The sequence below is a fragment of the Shinella daejeonensis genome, assembly GCF_024281235.1.
In the GTDB taxonomy this organism is placed as follows: domain Bacteria; phylum Pseudomonadota; class Alphaproteobacteria; order Rhizobiales; family Rhizobiaceae; genus Shinella; species Shinella daejeonensis.
This window is the reverse complement of the sequence record NZ_JAHWXY010000002.1, coordinates 422,855-438,330: the sequence shown is the minus strand read 5'-3', so window position 1 is coordinate 438,330 and position 15,476 is coordinate 422,855. Positions and strand designations below refer to the sequence as shown.

Below are 15,476 nucleotides of genomic sequence, written 5' to 3'. Positions count from 1 at the left end.
ATATATATGAATACAATAAGTGAATTTACGGGGTTTTTGTCTAAAAAAGGAAGTGATTCATGTCTCTTTATGGAGAAATGGAATGATAACCGTAAGAATTATTGCTATCCTGATATTGTTTTTCTCGGCGACCGTTTCTGTGGGCGCTTCGGTGAGGCTCGATACAAGCAGGGTGATGTCGCCTGACATCGCGTCTGCGCTGCGACAGGCCTATCAGCTGCCGACCCTGATCGGCGGAGGGGCGGCCGATGGAGCCTCCGAGATGGTGAGCGCTGCCGTGGAGCGGGAAAGGACGCGGCTGCAAAGACTTCTGGTGGACCTTGGCTATCTCGACGCGGAAATCCTCGTCACGCATACCGATGCGGCAATCGTCCTGCGACCGGTGCTCGGCCAGCGCTATCGGGTTACGGCCGTCGAATTGCGGGGGGTCCGCCAATCGGAGCTCGAACGCAAGGTGGTCGACGATCTCGCCGTGATCATCAGCGATTTCGTCGGGCAGCCGGCGACGGCTCGCATCGCCGGGCAATTCGGGCGGCGTATCGTCCAGACCGTCGGTGCGCGGGACTTTGCCCTGGCCGGGCTTGGATCGGTCGGCTGGTCGCGCTCCGATGGCGCGGGGGTTACCGCCGTCGTCGAGCTCGATATGGGGCTGCCTATGCGTTTTGGTTCCGTTGTCTTCAGCGGCTTGCAGCGGCTACAGGAAGAAGATCTTCACCGTCTCGTCCCCTTCAGGCCCGGCGACCGTTACGAACAGGCGCAGATCGAGGTGCTGCGCGATCGCCTGGAGGCGCTGAATGCCGTGAACCGGGTGAATATTTCCATCGAGGCGGGAGAGGGCGGCGTACTTGCCGTCGATACGCGATTGCGCGAGGCGCCGGCCGACCTCTCCGCTCTACGCAAGGCAGGGCCGTTCGGCCTTGCCAGCGGCATCGCAGCCCTGGCCGGGCTGGCGCTCGCCCGGATCGCGGCCGCGGCGGGAGCGCCGCGCTTGCGCCCGCTTGCCCGGGTCAATATCGCCTGTGTCCTGACGTTCGCGGCGCTGGCGGCGGAGCGGCTGGTCAGTTTCCTCGCTTGAAGAAGCCATCGCCTGCCGATGGCGGGGCTTTATCCGGGATCAAGGGTTGGCTATCGGAGAGAAGGGTCCCCATCACCAGGGAGCCTTTGACCGGCATGCGTTGACGGGACGCAGTATCGAGAAGGGCATCGATGCGAGCCTTGACCTGTTGCAGGCGGTCGAGCGCGGCCGCCTCCGCCTTCGCCAGTTGTGCTTTCTCGGTGTCCGACAGCAGGATCCCGGGCCGCTGCATCGCGGTTCGAGCTTCCTCCAGCGCGCGGGAGCGGGCCTCCCATTCGCTCATCAATTCCATCCACTCCCGAACGGGATCTTCGGACGGCAATCTTCCGGCTTGCTCTTTCGATTGCAAATCCGCCTCGCTTGTCTCTGGGCGACCGGTATGGCTCGGCAGGGTCGTGCCAGAGGTGGATAATATGCGATTTGAGGCTCGAACGCCATGGATCGCGCGCTTTGTTCACAGCGCTTTACGCCTGTTCGCCGCCGTGACGGAGGGCAGGAGACGGGGAGGGGCAGGCCGGCCCGGATGCGGGTGTAGGGATCGATTCTGGAGTGATTGGTTAAGGGTGCTGCAAAGAAAGAATAGTTACGAACGCGAGAGCCGGGATTGTACTGAAACCCTGAGGCGAATAGAAATAAATGTACAATCGCGCCTTCCTGAATGAGAAATCATATCAGTATAATAGTTTTATCAATCTTATTTTTAATGAAAATGGTATAAATATTCCTATATGAAGTTTTCACACAAACTAAAAATTTCTCAAATTTATTTGAAATTAATTGATTGGAAAGCCTGCAATGTATTTAAATAATACACTGTATATTAAGCACAGGATTTATTTGTTTGATATGGTATTTATGAATATTATTTTGTTTACAAATTCTTAATATTGTAATAAATCTGTGCTCCATCAAAAAACCAACCACTAACAGCTGGAGGCGTGCAATGCGCTCCGGGGCGGCAGCTATTACTGTCGTTTGGTTGGGGCGGGAGGAGTTAAAACAAAATGAGCCACCAGTCCCAATTTACCTTCAAGACTGCCCGTTCCGGGGCGAGCAACCGCGCCATGTCCGTGCCTCGTATCAGCGTCATCGTGCCGACGGTGAACGAGGCGAAGAACCTGCCGCATGTCCTGCCACGCATTCCGGGCTGGATCGACGAAGTCATCCTTGTCGACGGCAACTCCAACGACGGCACGATCGCCGTGGCGCGGGAGCTGATGCCGCAGATTATCGTCATAGAACAGCCCCGGCTCGGCAAGGGGGCGGCACTTGCCGCCGGCTTTGCCGCCGCCAACGGCGATATCCTGATCACGCTCGATGCCGACGGTTCGGCCGATCCGGAAGAGATGGCCGGTTTCGTGGGCGCCTTGCTGGCCGGCGCCGATTTCGTCAAGGGGTCGCGCTTTCTCCAGGGCGGTGATACGCGCGACATGGAATGGTATCGCCGGCTTGGAAACTGGGGTCTTCTGCAACTGGTGCGCCTGCGCTTCGGCGGCCGTTACAGTGATCTTTGCTATGGCTACAACGCCTTCTGGCGCGATGTCCTGCCGCATCTTCGAGTCGAATCCGCGACCGGTTTCGAAATCGAGACGCAGATGAACATTCGCGCGTTGCAGGCCGGGTTGTCCATCGCGGAACTTCCCAGCAGGGAGCGCCTGCGTATCCACGGCGTCAGCAATCTGCGAACCTTCCCCGATGGCTGGCGGGTTCTCAAGACAATTGTCCGGCTCGGGCTGAACCAGCCCGGGGCCACCCGTCCAACAGTCGGAAACCATCCACAGCAAGCCCGTTGAGGCCGCGTCATGCTTTCCACCACAGTCGTGATTTGCGCTTATTGCGATGAGCGTCGCCGTCAGCTCGATGATGCGATCCGCTCGGTTCTCGACCAGACGCGACGGCCCGACCGGGTCGTCGTCGTCATCGACCACAACCAGGGCCTGCTGCTGGATATCCGTGCCGCTTTTGCGGATATTTCCGTGGTTGCAAATACGGGCAAGCCGGGTCTCTCCGGCGCCCGCAACACGGGTATCCGCCATAGCGGCACCGATATTGTCGCCTTTCTCGACGACGATGCCGTCGCGGACCCCGATTGGCTCGAACGGCTGGCGGCTCATTATGCCGACGCCGCCGTCATCGGCGTCGGAGGCAAGGTGACGCCGCTCTGGCAAGCCGGCCGTCCGCGCTGGTTTCCGGAAGAATTCCAGTGGGTCGTCGGTTGCAGCTATCGTGGTTTGCCGGACGCTCTCAGGCCGGTGCGCAACCCCATCGGCTGCAACATGTCATTTCGTCGGGAGGTCTTCGCCAGCTTCGGCGGCTTTCGTGAAGGCATCGGCCGTACCGGTCAGGACGGTGCGGGCTGTGAGGAAACGGAGCTGTGTATCCGCCTGCGACAGCAGATGCCGGGTTCACATATCCTCTATGACCCGGCGGCCGTCGTCCATCATCATGTGACGGCGGGCCGGTCGCGCTGGACCTATTTTCGCAGGCGCTGCCTTGCGGAAGGGCGATCGAAGAGCGCGGTGGTGCGGGCCATTGGCAGCGGCGATGAACTGGGGGCGGAACAGGTCTATGTCCGGCGCATTCTGCCGGCCGGCATCCTGCGCGGCCTTTTCGATACCGCCGTGCGGCTCGATCCGTGGGGCCTGCTGCGGGCGCTTGGCATCGTCGCCGGCCTCGCCTTCACCACGGCTGGCTATGCGTCTGCAAAATTCAGCGGCGGAAGGAGATTGGCATGAGCGGCATGATCTTTCGCCCCATTAAGGTCCTCAGTCTCGATATCGACCGGCCGCTGTCTCCGATCGATCTGACGCGGGCGGGCGATATCGCCTATGGCGGCATCTTCTGTCTTGTGAGGTCCGGCGCGCAACCGTTGGCGATTGTCGAGATGGATCATCCCGGCCCGGCCGTAATGCCGGAAGAATTGCGCGCCGCCATCGGTTCCCTTCAGCCCTTGCCGTTCCCGCCGGCCGGCCGGGCGTCGGCGCGCGAGCACACCGCCGTCGTCATCGCGACCCGGGACCGGCCCGTCAGCCTCGACCGTTGCCTCGTCTCGCTTTTCGAACAGACGCGTATTCCTGACGAGATCGTCGTCGTCGACAACGCCCCGGCGTCGGCGGAGACCGCGGCGCTTCTGGCGACCCGTTATCCCGGCCGTGTGCGCCATGTGCTGGAACCGACGCCCGGCCTTGGTCGTGCCCACAACACGGGCATGCGGCATGTCTCCAGCGACCTTGTGCTCTTCACCGATGACGATGTGGTGCTCGACCGGCACTGGGTGGCCGCCATGACGGAACCGATGGAGGAGGACAAGGCGGTGGGCTGTGTCACCGGCCTGATCCTTCCGGCCGAACTCGAGACCCGGGCGCAGGTGTGGACGGAACGGCACGGCGGCTTCGGCAAGGGCCTGTACCGCCGGACCTACGATCTTCAGGCGAACCGCCCGGATGGACCGCTTTTTCCATTCACGGCCGGCCAGTTCGGATCGGGCGCCAATATGGCGTTCCGCACCAGCGCATTGCGCAGCGTGGGTTGTTTCGACCCCGCATTGGGCGCCGGAACGCGGGCACGCGGCGGCGACGATCTCGCAGCCTTCTTTTCCATCGTCAACGGCGGTTATCGTCTCGTCTATCAGCCGCAGGGCATCGTCTGGCATTATCATCGCCGCAGCGAGGACGGGATGCGTCGTCAGGCCTATTGCTATGGCATGGGACTTGGCGCCTATCTGATGAAGATCGCGATGGACGATCCGCGCCGTTTCCTCCGTCTTGCGGCCGCCTTTCCGGCTGGGCTCCTGCATATCGCCGGGCCTGCGTCGGAGAAAATCGCGCGTCTGCCTGCGGATTATCCGCGCCGTCTGGTCTGGATGGAGCGTCTCGGCATTCTCGCCGGCGGGCCGGGCTACCTGCGTAGCCTGGCGCAGCGCCGGCGGGACGATCGGCCGCTCGGCCGGCTTTCCGGCAGCATGCCGGCCAACAGGGGGGCCTGAGGATGTCGGCAATTCCTATCCTGCTTTATCATAGCGTCGGCGAGGAGTGCGCGTCGCCCTACCGACGCTGGCTGGTATCGCCCCGGGAATTCGCAGCGCATATGGATGTAGTGGCGGAGCGGGGATATCGTCCCATTACCGTTCACGAACTCGCGCTGTTGCGGCGAAGCGGTCAACCCGTCCCGGAACGGACCTGTCTCGTTACCTTCGACGATGGCTTGCAGGATTTCACCCAGGGCGCGCTGCCGATCCTTGTCGCCCTCGGTTTTTCCGCCACCCTTTTCGTGGTTTCCGGCCTGGTGGGCGAAACGGGCCGCTGGCTGAGCGGCCTGGGAGAGGGTGAGCGTCCCATGCTGGATTGGCAGGAATTGCGCGCCCTGCACGACGCCGGGATCGAGATCGGCGCCCATACGGTCGGCCATCTGGAACTCGACACGCTGTCGCGGGCGCGGGCGACCCGCGAGATTCGCGACAGCAAGCACATGCTCGAGGACGGTCTCGACCGGCCGGTCACGACCTTCGCCTATCCGTATGGCTACGCGTCACGGGTGACCCGCCGGATCGTCGAGGACGCGGGGTATCTGGCGGCCTGCCGGGTGCGTCATGCGCTCAGCGACGAGGCGGAGAACCTTTTCGCGCTGTCGCGCATCATCGTCACCAGCGATATCCTGCCGGACGATCTGATCGAACTCATGGAGGGGCCCGAACTTCCCGTCGCTCCCGCGACGGACCGGATCGTCGCCATCGGATGGCGGGCGGCCCGGCGCGTCAAAGCGCTTCGCCGCACGTTGCCCCGCTCGCGTCAACAGGCCGTTGCGGAAGAGGTCGACTGATGCGTGCGCGGAGGACGATGGGGCTTCTGGCTGCTGTCCTCCTCTGGAGCACGACGACACTCGCCATGCCGCTTGAAACCACGGCCTTCACGGACCCGTTGCACGGCGGCCTTTCGCAAAACCGACCGTTTCCGGCGTTGCAGCCGGCCCTGGGCCGCACCCTTTCGCAATTGGCCGATCTCTACGTCGACCGCCGGATCGACAAGGCGAAGGTCGCGCAACTGCTGGAGAGTTACGAACGCCGGCTGCGCGCCGCCGGGCCGGATACGATCATCGCCGTTTCCGCGCCGGGCATGGCGAGAGATAGCGGCGACCCCGTCCCGGAACGACCGGACGGCAATCGCGCGCGCGCGCTTTACGAACAGGCGATCGCCTATGGCTATCATGGCGCGCTGATCGGACTTGGCGAACTCTATCTGCAGGGGGATCTCCTGCGTAGGGACGAGGCCAGGGCCTTTGCGGCCTTCAGCGCGGCCGCGAAGGAAGGAAGCGCGGAAGGCGCGCTACACGTTGCGGAACTGACCATTCGGGGTGCCGGTACGACCCGTGACGTTGCGAAGGGGACAGCCATGCTGCATGCCCTTGCCGATAGTGACAGGATCGGCGTGCTGAACGCACTCGGCGAGCTTTGTCTTTCCGGCCGGGTGCCGGTGCAGCGCGAGCTTGCAGTCGGCGCATTGCAGAAGGCCGCGGCCCTCGGCTCCGACAGGGCGCATTTGCGGCTCGGCGATTTCTATTCCTCGCAGGACGCGCTGCCCGTCGATTATACGCTGGCGCTCGATCATTATCGCCAGGCGGCGGGCCAGGGGAATATCGAAGCGAGGATACGCCTTGCGGAAATGAGGGCGCGCGGGGAGGGAATGGCCCAGGACCTCCGGACCGCGACCGCGGAATTGCAGACCCTTGCCGATCGCGGCGAGGCCGCCGCCACAATCGCTCTCGGGGACATTTACGCGGCGGGGCCGCAAATGCAGTCCGATCCGGATCGCGCTGTCGCTTATTACCGGCAGGCCGTTGAACAGGGGAGCGTTCGCGGCATGCTGCGTCTTGGTGATTTCTATTCCGGAGGAGGCGCGGCACTGGCCGATTACGCCGTCGCGCTCGACTATTACCACCGTGCGGCGGAGAAGGGGGATATCGGGGCGAAGATACGGGTCGCGGAGATGCAGGCCTGGGGGCAGGGCGTCCGCCAGGACGCTGCCGCTGCGAAGACCGCGCTGAACATCCTCTCGGCGAAAGGGGAACCGGGCGCTTCGCTTGCGCTCGGCGATCTCTATCGGAAGGGCCCGGCGACCGTGCCGTCGGATTCGCAGCTCGCGCTTGCCTATTATCGCCAGGCCGTTTCGCAGGGCAGCGTCACTGCGCAGTTGCGTCTCGGTGACTTCTATTCCGAAGGAGAAACGGCAAAGACCGATTATCCGCTTGCACTTGCCCATTACCGCGACGCGGCGGAAAAGGGCAATATCGCCGCAAAGGTCCGCCTTGCCGAAATGAAGACGAAGGGGCAGGGAATGCCCCGGGACATCGCCGCCGCCACGGCCGAGCTGAATATCCTCTCCGCGCGCGGTGAAGCCTATGCCTCGCTGGTTCTGGGCGACCTTTACGCAAAGGGCGACGTGGTGCCGCCCGTTCTGCCGGTGGCGCTCGATTACTATCGTCAGGCCGTGGCGCAGGGCAGCGTCACCGCGATGCTGCGCCTTGGCGATTTCTTCTCCCGGCAGGAGACGGTTCTGGCCGATTATCGCCAGGCGATCGAATATTACCGTGCGGCGGGGGCGAGGGGAAATGTGATCGCCAAGGTCCGGCTTGCCGAGATGAAGGCTCGCGGCCACGGCTTCGCGCAGAATGCCGGTGGCGCGAAAATCGAGCTTGGAGAGCTTGCCGCGCTGGGCGAGGCGGATGCCTCTCTTGCGCTTGGAGACCTCTACGGCAGATGGGGAACCTTTTCCGCCGCCACGCCGGCGCTGGCGCAATATTATTATCGACAGGCTGCGACCCGGGGCAGTGTCACCGCGCTGCTGCGGCTTGGTGATTTTCATTCCGACAGCAGCCTGTCGTCCGTCGATTATCCGGGTGCGATCGAAAATTATCGCCGCGCGGCGGAGCGGGGGAATGTGGAAGCAAGGATCCGCCTTGGTGAAATGAAGTCGCGTGGCCAGGGTTTTGCGCAGGATGTAGCCGCCGCCCGGCGGGAACTGGAAACGCTGGCCATGGCGGGCGAAGGGGGAGCCTTTCTCGCCCTCGGCGATATGTACGGCAGGGGGGAGGTCGTTCCGGTCGACCGGGATCTGGCCCTGCGGTATTACGGAGAAGCCGCATCGCATGGAAGCGTCACGGCGCTGCTGCGGCTCGGCGATCTCCACCGCTCGGCCGCCCCCGGCGAGGCGTTCGCCGCCTATCGCACCGCGGCTGATCGGGGCAGCCTCGACGGGCGGCTGCGGGTCGCCGAACTCACGATCCGCGGTGAGGGCACGACGCGGGACATCGAGGCTGGAATGGCCGAGTTGCGCGCTCTTGCCGACAGCGACAGCACCGGTCTTCTCGAGACGTTGGCCGAGGTTTGTCTCTCCGGCCGGGTGACGATGCGTCCGGAACTGGCCGTCGCGGCGCTTGACAAGGCGGCGCGCCTCGGCTCGGTCAGGGCGCGTCTGCGGCTCGGCGATCTCTATTCCGAAGGCGAATTTCTGCCGGTCGATTATCCCCGGGCGCTGGATCATTATCGACAGGCCGCCGCTCTCGAAAACACCGAAGCGAAAATCCGTCTGGCGGAAATGCAGGCGGCCGGGCAGGGGATCGCGCAGGATGTGCCGGCCGCGCTTGCGGAACTGCGATCCCTTGCCGACCGTGGCGATGTCACGGCGGCACTTTCCCTCGGCGATCTCTATGGCAGGGGGCAGGTGCTGCCCGCCGACCCGGAGACCGCGCGACGGTATTACCGGCAGGCGGCCCGGGCGGGCAATGCCGTCGCGATGCTGCGCCTCGGCGATGGCGACCGCCGGACGGACCCGGCAAAGGCTTTCGCCGCCTATAGCGCGGCTGCGGAACGGGGAAATCTCGAAGGCAGGCTACGCGTCGCCGAACTGACTATTCGCGGGGAAGGCACAGAAAAAGACATCGATGCGGGGATAACGGCCCTTCGGGCGCTGGCCGGCAGCGAAAATCCCGGCTTTCTGGAAACGCTGGCCGATCTCAGCCTGTCGGGGCGGGTGCCGCTTCAAGTCAGGCTTGCGGTGGATGCGCTCGACAAGGCGTCACGGCTCGGCTCCAGCCGGGCGCATCGGCGTCTTGGCGATCTCTATTCGGCGGGTGAGGACGTGAAGGCCGATTACGCTGCGGCGATCGGCCATTATCGGCAAGCCGCCGGGGAGGGCGACATGGATGCCCGGGTCCGCCTTGCGGAAATGAAGGCCTATGGGCAGGGTCTGGAGCAGGATCCGGAGGCTGCGCTGGATGAATTGGCGGCACTCGCCGCCGCCGGAGCGATACGAGCCTCCCTGGCGCTCGGCGATCTCTACGGCAGGGCGCAGGTCATCCGCATCGATCCGGCGCGGGCCGAAAAATACTATCGCGAGGCGGCCTCGCAGGGCAGTATTTCTGCCATGCTGCGACTCGGCGACGCCTATGGTGACGGCCGTTTCGGCAAGCGCGACCGGGCGCAGGCCGCACGCTACTATCATATGGCCTGGGAGGCCGGCAGCTCCGGCGCGGTGCTGTCGCTGGGCCGTCTTGAGGCCTCGACCTTCCCCCGTCGGAGTGCTGCGGCCGGCGTCGAAAAACTGCAACACGCGCTGCGGGAAAACGTCGTCGGCGCACCCACCGCGCTTGCCGAAGCGCTGTTCTATGGCTACGGAATAGCACGTAATGGCAAAGAGGCTCTCGCGCTCCTCCACCGGGCGGCGACAGAATGGGACCGCAGTGCGCTGCTCGACCTCGTTGCGGCTTATCGTGACGGCAAGCGGGATGGCAGGGTGCGGCTCGTGCGCAAGGATATCGCCAAAGCGAAAGCGCTGTTGCTGACGTCTGCCGATATGCTCTCCGAACCGACTGCCAGTGTCCAGGGCTTCCTGCTGGAAGCCGCCGTTGCGAGGCTGAAGACTTTCCCGCGCCTTGAAAAGCGCCTTGCGGATCTGACGCAACCGGAGCGCCGGCGCGTCGTCCGGGCTTTGCCGAAGACCAACGCCAATCTGTTCGCCTATGTGACGAAAGTCCGTTTCCGCGAACAGGGCGTCAAGGCCGGCCGGCCCGACGGGCGGCTCGACCGGCAGCTCATCGCGGCGATTACACGGCACTGCCGAACGCTTCTGTCCGCCCGGCAGTGCGGCCGCGGCCCGTTCACACCCCGCGTCGTGGAAACCGTCTCGCAGATGTTTTAGGCCGGAACGGCGATCCGGCCATTACCGGCCGTCGGCGGATGACGACTGCGCGACATAAGCCTCGGTATCCGTGATCGTCGCATAGGCGAAGCCGAGCGCCGACATCATGGCAGCCTGGACGGAGGCCGCCGCAACGGCTCAATGATATCGGTTCCTCCACGCGCGCCGGGCCGGACGTCCTGATCCTGCCGCCCAGTCTGGATGGGCCGGCAACGGCCGGGACCGCCGCGCCCTATGTCGATTGGCTGCGCGGTCGCCACGCCGAAGGCGCCATTCTCGCTTCGGTCTGCGCCGGTGCGTTCCTGCTTGGAGAGACCGGCCTTCTCGACGGACGGCCATCGACGACGCACTGGATCCTCGAAGACCAGTTCCGCGATCGCTTTCCCCGCGTGCCGGTCGATGTGGACCGGCTGCTGATCGATGGCGGTCAGATCCTGACGGCCGGCGGGGTCATGTCCTGGACCGATCTGTGCCTGCGGCTGGTGGAACGCCTGCGCGGCGCGGAGGTGATGACCCAGACGGCAAGGTTCCTGCTGGTCGACCCGCCGGGGCGCGAGCAACGCTATTACAGCATCTTCCCGCCGCGGACGGGCCATGGCGACACAGCGGTTCTGGAGGTCCAGCGCTGGCTTCAGGAAACCGAAGCGAAAGATATTTCGCTGGAGACGCTGGCGACAAGAGCCGGGCTCGAACGGCGCACGTTCCTGCGCCGCTTCCGCAAGGCGACCGGCATGACGACCTCGGAATACGGGCAGCGGCTGCGCGTCAGCAGGGCCTGCGAACTGTTGCAGTTCAGCGGTCTCACGGTCGAACAGATCGCATGGGAAACTGGCTATGGCGATCCGGGGTCCTTCCGCAAGATCTTCGCCCGGTTCATCGGGCTGACACCGGGCGAGTATCGCCAACGCTTCGGCCACGCCTCCTGAGGGTGCGCGACGAATATCACCGCGCCCCGGCATGTTCACGCGGCCGTTGGCTGATCCCTGCGCTTCGCCGGATAGCCGGCTTCGCCGAGCGTCCTGACGGTCGTCGATACATTCTTGAACCGCGCCGGTGCTTGACCCGCACTCCAGCCGCTATCGGGAGGTAGCCCGAAAACTCCACCTTCCGGCGGCCCACGGAGTGTTGTCGGATCACCGCAACTTGATGAAAAGCTGAAAACAGGAGAAGCATCGGGATCATGTTTCTTGATAGAGCGACAAAAATCCCTTGAGAGCACTTCTTCCCACCGTCTCCGCGCTGTTGTTGTCCATTGGCATCTTAGTCACGGGGAATGGCCTTCAATGGACACTGATACCAGTCAGGGCAAGCATTCTGGCTTTCGATCCGATAGAGATCGGACTGCTCGGTTCCTCCTATTACCTTGGCTTCGCGCTCGGTTGCATCCTCGGCGGCCGCGTCATCCAGCGTGTGGGGCATATTCGTACGTTTACCGCGCTCACCGCGATTGCGTCGACGGTGGCGATGCTCCACGCGCTCACCAGCAACCCGATGGCGTGGTGGGCTTTGCGGTCGATAACCGGCTTCTGTTTCGCGGGGCTGTATCTCGTTATCGAGAGTTGGCTGAACGAGCGTGCGACCAACGATAATCGCGGTCTGGTCATGGGGATTTACACCATGATCAACCTGTCGGTGACGATCGTCGGACAAATGATGCTGACCCTTGGCGATCCGGCGGATTTTCCGCTCTTCGCATTGGCTTCGATCCTGATCTCGCTCGCCGCGGTTCCAGTCGCGCTTACCGCGGCCCGTCCACCTGCCCGCCTGATGGAGTCGCGGCTGCGACCTGTCAAATTATATACCGGATCGCCTGTCGGGGTGGTCGGCGTCTTGCTTGCCGGCGTTGCGACCGGTGCGTTCTGGTCGCTTGGCCCGGCCTATGCGATCGCATTCGGCGCGAACACGTCCGAGATCGCGATCTTCATGTCCATCACCGTTTTGGGCGGCGCGCTGGTGCAATGGCCAATCGGCCGGCTCTCGGACGCCTTCGATCGGCGGATCGTTGTCATCGGGCTCTGCGGAATAGGCGTGTTCGCCGCGTTGATTCTGGCATTGGCCAATATTGAGGAGCGAGTGGTCACCGCAATTCTGGTCGCCGCCTTCGGCGCCTCCGCCATGCCGCTCTATGCGATTTGCGCGGCCCACGCCTTCGATCATATCGAAACGCAGGATACGGTGGAAACCTCATCCGGCCTGCTCCTCGCCAACGGAATCGGCGCCATTGCCGGCCCGATTGCGGCGGCTTTCTTCATGGGACCCCTTGGGCCGGGCGGGCTGTTCATTGCCACGGCAGGCGCGCATCTCATGCTGGCCGCTTTCGTTATCTGGCGGATCAGGACAAGTCACCCGGTGCCGAGGGAAGAGCGCAGCGAATTCGACCTTTCGACTACCGCGCCGACGATGGTCGCACTGATGCCGCTGGAAAAAGAGAGCGACTGAACAAACCGCATTCTCCATTGAAGCCTATAGCGGTTCCGGTTTTCACAAAATCGGCAGAACCGCTCTATCTTATTGTTTTAGCCGCATTTCCGGACGCAAAGCCGTTTCACACTTTTGCTGGAAATGCTCCAGGTGGCCGGTTCCTATTCAGCGGCGGGGCTGACGCAGCCCGGCCCCATGCAAATCATTGAGACGGCCTGACCTTCATCGACTTTCCTCCGGCTCGTGGCGCAGGAGCACCTGGCGCGGTTCCTCCGCCCTCCTGATCGTGTCGCGGGAGATCAGGCTGCCGTTCCCGCCAACGAACCTGCCACCGATCATCGCGCCGCAGTCGACGAACGTGACGGCGTCTGGCAAGGGCCTTTGCCTTTCGACCCGTTGACGATGACAGGCGCATGGGGATGGCCGAGGCGACGACGCCCGGCAAGGACCTCGCGATCGTGGATTTTGCCACGGACGTCGCCATAGGGAGGCAAGAAATTCTTGCCGTTCTGCCAATTTTCTTGATTTGGGCCAGGCCCGCCTTCCTGCACAGTGACGCTGGAAAATAGGCGTTCATCGGTAACGGTCCCCCAACGGACTCCAGGGCTTGCGGGGCGTAGATCACGCGATCTCGTTTTGATCTGTCTGTGAATTTGCCGGTCCCGTCGATGTGGGCTGGCCACCGACCGTCGATGAGGCGTTGCGATGTCAGGGGAACAAGCATTGAGCACACTGAGCGAAAACATGCCGAAACAGCCTTTGGTTCACGTTTCGGAGCTGAAAAAGAGCTTCGGGTCGCTGACGGTGCTGGATCGGATCGATTTCGACGTTGCGCAGGGCGAGGTGCTTGCCATCATCGGTCCGAGCGGGTCGGGCAAGAGCACGCTGCTGCGTTGCATCAACTTCCTGGAGACCCCCGACGAAGGCCGAATCCGCCTGGCGGGCGTCGAAATCGATGCCGGGCGTCATCCGGGGCAGAAGCAGGTCCTGCAGCTTCGGCGTCTGGCCGGCATGGTCTTCCAGTCCTTCAATCTGTTTCCGCATATGACGGTCCTCGAAAATGTCAGCCTGGCGCAAAAGCGGGTGCTGACGCGCTCCCAGTCCGAAGCGGATGCCCGGTCGATGGAGCTTCTCGATCGGGTCGGTCTTTCCGACAAGGCCAGGGAATATCCGTACCGCTGTTCCGGCGGTCAGCAGCAGCGCATCGCGATTGCCCGCGCGCTGGCGCTCAATCCGAAAGTCATGTTGTTCGACGAGCCGACCTCGGCGCTCGACCCGGAGCTGGGTCTGGAGGTTCTCTCGGTCATGCGTGAACTGGCGCAGGACGGCATGACGATGATCGTCGTGACGCACGAAATGCACTTCGCTGAAAGCGTCTCGGACCATGTGATGATCATGGCGGACGGCCGCATCATCGAATATGGGCCGAGCGCCGAAATCATGCGCAACCCCCAATCCGCTCGCGCACAACGTTTTCTGCATGCAGTGAGGGATCGCTGATGGCCGAGATTGCCGCTCAGGTCCTTCTCGGGCTTCCCTGGACCATTGCCGTAACCGCCCTGGCATTGGCGATCGGACTGGTTCTGGGCATGCCGGTAATGCTTGCGCGCCGTAGCCGCTGGCCGTGGTTGAGGTTCCTTACCGGAAGTCTCATCACACTCGTGCGAAGCATTCCGCCCATTGTCTGGTTGTTCCTGATTTTCTTCGGTATCGGCAGCGGCTACTTCAAGATATCGCCCTTCGCTGCCGCCGTCGTCGGGATGGGCCTGATATCGTCCGCCTATATGGCCGAGATCTACCGGGGCGCCCTGCTGTCGATCCATTCGGGCCAGATGGAAGGCGCCTCGGCGCTTGGGCTGCATCCCGTTCGGGTCTGGATCGATGTCGTCGCGCCCCAGTTGTTCCGTGTGGCGCTGCCGGCAATGGCCACGTTTGCGATCGGGCTTCTGAAAGACAGCGCGGTCTCCTCGACGATCGGCGTGCCCGAACTCACCTTCCAGGCCAATGCGCAATCCATGGCGACCTACCGGGGCATGGAAGTCTTCAGTTTCGTCGCTGCCGTCTACATCGCGCTCAGCGTGCCGGTGGCATGGCTCTCGCGTATCCTCGACCGCCGCCTGCGCGCAAAGGTGTCAAGATGAACGTCCTTTTCGAACAAGCGGGAAACTGGCTGCCGCACCTCTGGAATGGTCTCAAGCTCAGCCTCGGCGTTACGGTCGCAAGTCTGCTGATCGGGTTGCCGCTTGGATTTCTGCTGTCGCTGGGCGTGATCTCGCGCAGCAGGGCGGTCCGCTATGGTGCGCTTGCCGTCGTTGAAATCGGGCGTGGGGCGCCGTCGCTGGTGCTGCTTCAATTCGCCTATTTCGGCCTGCCGTCGACGGGCCTGGTATTCTCGTCGTTTGCCGCAAGCGTCGCCGCCCTCAGTTGGTCGACGGCGGCCTATTCGAGCGAGATCATCCGCGCCGGGCTCCAGTCCGTCCCCGCGGGACAGAGCGAGGCGGCTCTGGCGACCGGGATGACGCGGCTCGACACGATGCGTTTCGTCGTCCTGCCCCAGGGACTGCGCATCGCGATCCCGGCGCTTCTTGGATTTGCGATCCTGATCTTCCAGACGACGTCGCTGTGTTTTGCAATCGCGCTGCCGGAGCTGACCAGCCGCGCCTACGAAATTGGGACGAACACGTTCCAATACCTGCCCGCATTGACACTTGCAGGCCTTCTCTATCTCGCGGTCTGTGTGCCCGCGACCCTGATCGTGAGCTGGGTCGAGGCACGGGCGGCGTCTTAAT

At 63.2% G+C, this 15,476-nt stretch carries 13 protein-coding genes; 11 read left to right on the top strand and 2 right to left on the bottom strand.

Features of this window, described 5'->3' with window-relative positions; genetic code table 11:
• The first annotated feature begins 175 nt into the window (after positions 1-175).
• Positions 176-1,075: a POTRA domain-containing protein gene (locus tag KYK29_RS08625; protein WP_254690475.1), complete on the top strand. Its 900-nt coding sequence runs from the start codon at positions 176-178 to the stop codon at positions 1,073-1,075.
• Here KYK29_RS08625 and KYK29_RS08620 read toward each other — a convergent pair.
• Complete coding sequence (locus KYK29_RS08620; protein ID WP_254690474.1) at positions 1,059-1,358, bottom strand: hypothetical protein; 300 nt, start codon at positions 1,356-1,358, stop codon at positions 1,059-1,061. The genes KYK29_RS08625 and KYK29_RS08620 overlap by 17 nt on opposite strands.
• A 721-nt stretch (positions 1,359-2,079) precedes the next feature.
• Between KYK29_RS08620 and KYK29_RS08615 the strand changes: the two genes are divergently transcribed.
• The 7 genes from KYK29_RS08615 to KYK29_RS08585 all read left to right on the top strand — a co-directional run bounded on the left by KYK29_RS08615 (position 2,080) and on the right by KYK29_RS08585 (position 12,705).
• The gene (locus KYK29_RS08615; protein WP_254690473.1) at positions 2,080-2,868 is read left to right on the top strand and encodes a glycosyltransferase family 2 protein; all 789 of its coding nucleotides are present in this window, start codon (positions 2,080-2,082) and stop codon (positions 2,866-2,868) included.
• 9 nt (positions 2,869-2,877) lie between these two features.
• A complete protein-coding gene (locus KYK29_RS08610) occupies positions 2,878-3,810 on the top strand; it encodes a glycosyltransferase family 2 protein (RefSeq protein WP_254690472.1) in 933 nt (310 codons plus the stop codon).
• Positions 3,807-5,060, top strand: coding sequence for a glycosyltransferase family 2 protein (locus tag KYK29_RS08605; protein ID WP_254690471.1), 1,254 nt, complete (start codon positions 3,807-3,809; stop codon positions 5,058-5,060). Before KYK29_RS08610 ends, KYK29_RS08605 begins: the two co-directional genes overlap by 4 nt.
• A gap of 2 nt (positions 5,061-5,062) precedes the next feature.
• Positions 5,063-5,893, top strand: a complete 831-nt coding sequence (locus tag KYK29_RS08600) for a polysaccharide deacetylase family protein (protein ID WP_254690470.1) — start codon at positions 5,063-5,065, stop codon at positions 5,891-5,893.
• On the top strand, positions 5,893-10,266 hold the full coding sequence (locus KYK29_RS08595; protein WP_254690469.1) for a tetratricopeptide repeat protein: 4,374 nt from the start codon (positions 5,893-5,895) through the stop codon (positions 10,264-10,266). The genes KYK29_RS08600 and KYK29_RS08595 overlap by 1 nt, the downstream gene beginning before the upstream one ends.
• Before the next feature lie 146 nt (positions 10,267-10,412).
• Positions 10,413-11,192, top strand: coding sequence for a GlxA family transcriptional regulator (locus KYK29_RS08590; protein ID WP_367880987.1), 780 nt, complete (start codon positions 10,413-10,415; stop codon positions 11,190-11,192).
• A 283-nt stretch (positions 11,193-11,475) separates the two neighbouring features.
• Positions 11,476-12,705, top strand: a complete 1,230-nt coding sequence (locus KYK29_RS08585) for an MFS transporter (protein ID WP_254690468.1) — start codon at positions 11,476-11,478, stop codon at positions 12,703-12,705.
• A 204-nt stretch (positions 12,706-12,909) separates the two neighbouring features.
• On the opposite strand, the gene KYK29_RS08580 is transcribed toward KYK29_RS08585, so the two are convergent.
• Complete coding sequence (locus KYK29_RS08580) at positions 12,910-13,062, bottom strand: hypothetical protein (RefSeq protein ID WP_254690467.1); 153 nt, start codon at positions 13,060-13,062, stop codon at positions 12,910-12,912.
• 369 nt (positions 13,063-13,431) lie between these two features.
• Here KYK29_RS08580 and KYK29_RS08575 point away from each other — a divergent pair, with 369 nt between their 5' ends.
• The 3 genes from KYK29_RS08575 to KYK29_RS08565 are packed head-to-tail and all read left to right on the top strand — an operon-like array spanning position 13,432 to position 15,475.
• On the top strand, positions 13,432-14,187 hold the full coding sequence (locus tag KYK29_RS08575) for an amino acid ABC transporter ATP-binding protein (RefSeq protein ID WP_254690867.1): 756 nt from the start codon (positions 13,432-13,434) through the stop codon (positions 14,185-14,187).
• Positions 14,187-14,828, top strand: a complete 642-nt coding sequence (locus KYK29_RS08570; protein ID WP_254690466.1) for an amino acid ABC transporter permease — start codon at positions 14,187-14,189, stop codon at positions 14,826-14,828. The genes KYK29_RS08575 and KYK29_RS08570 overlap by 1 nt, the downstream gene beginning before the upstream one ends.
• Complete coding sequence (locus KYK29_RS08565; protein ID WP_254690465.1) at positions 14,825-15,475, top strand: amino acid ABC transporter permease; 651 nt, start codon at positions 14,825-14,827, stop codon at positions 15,473-15,475. Before KYK29_RS08570 ends, KYK29_RS08565 begins: the two co-directional genes overlap by 4 nt.
• The last annotated feature ends 1 nt before the right edge of the window (position 15,476 follow it).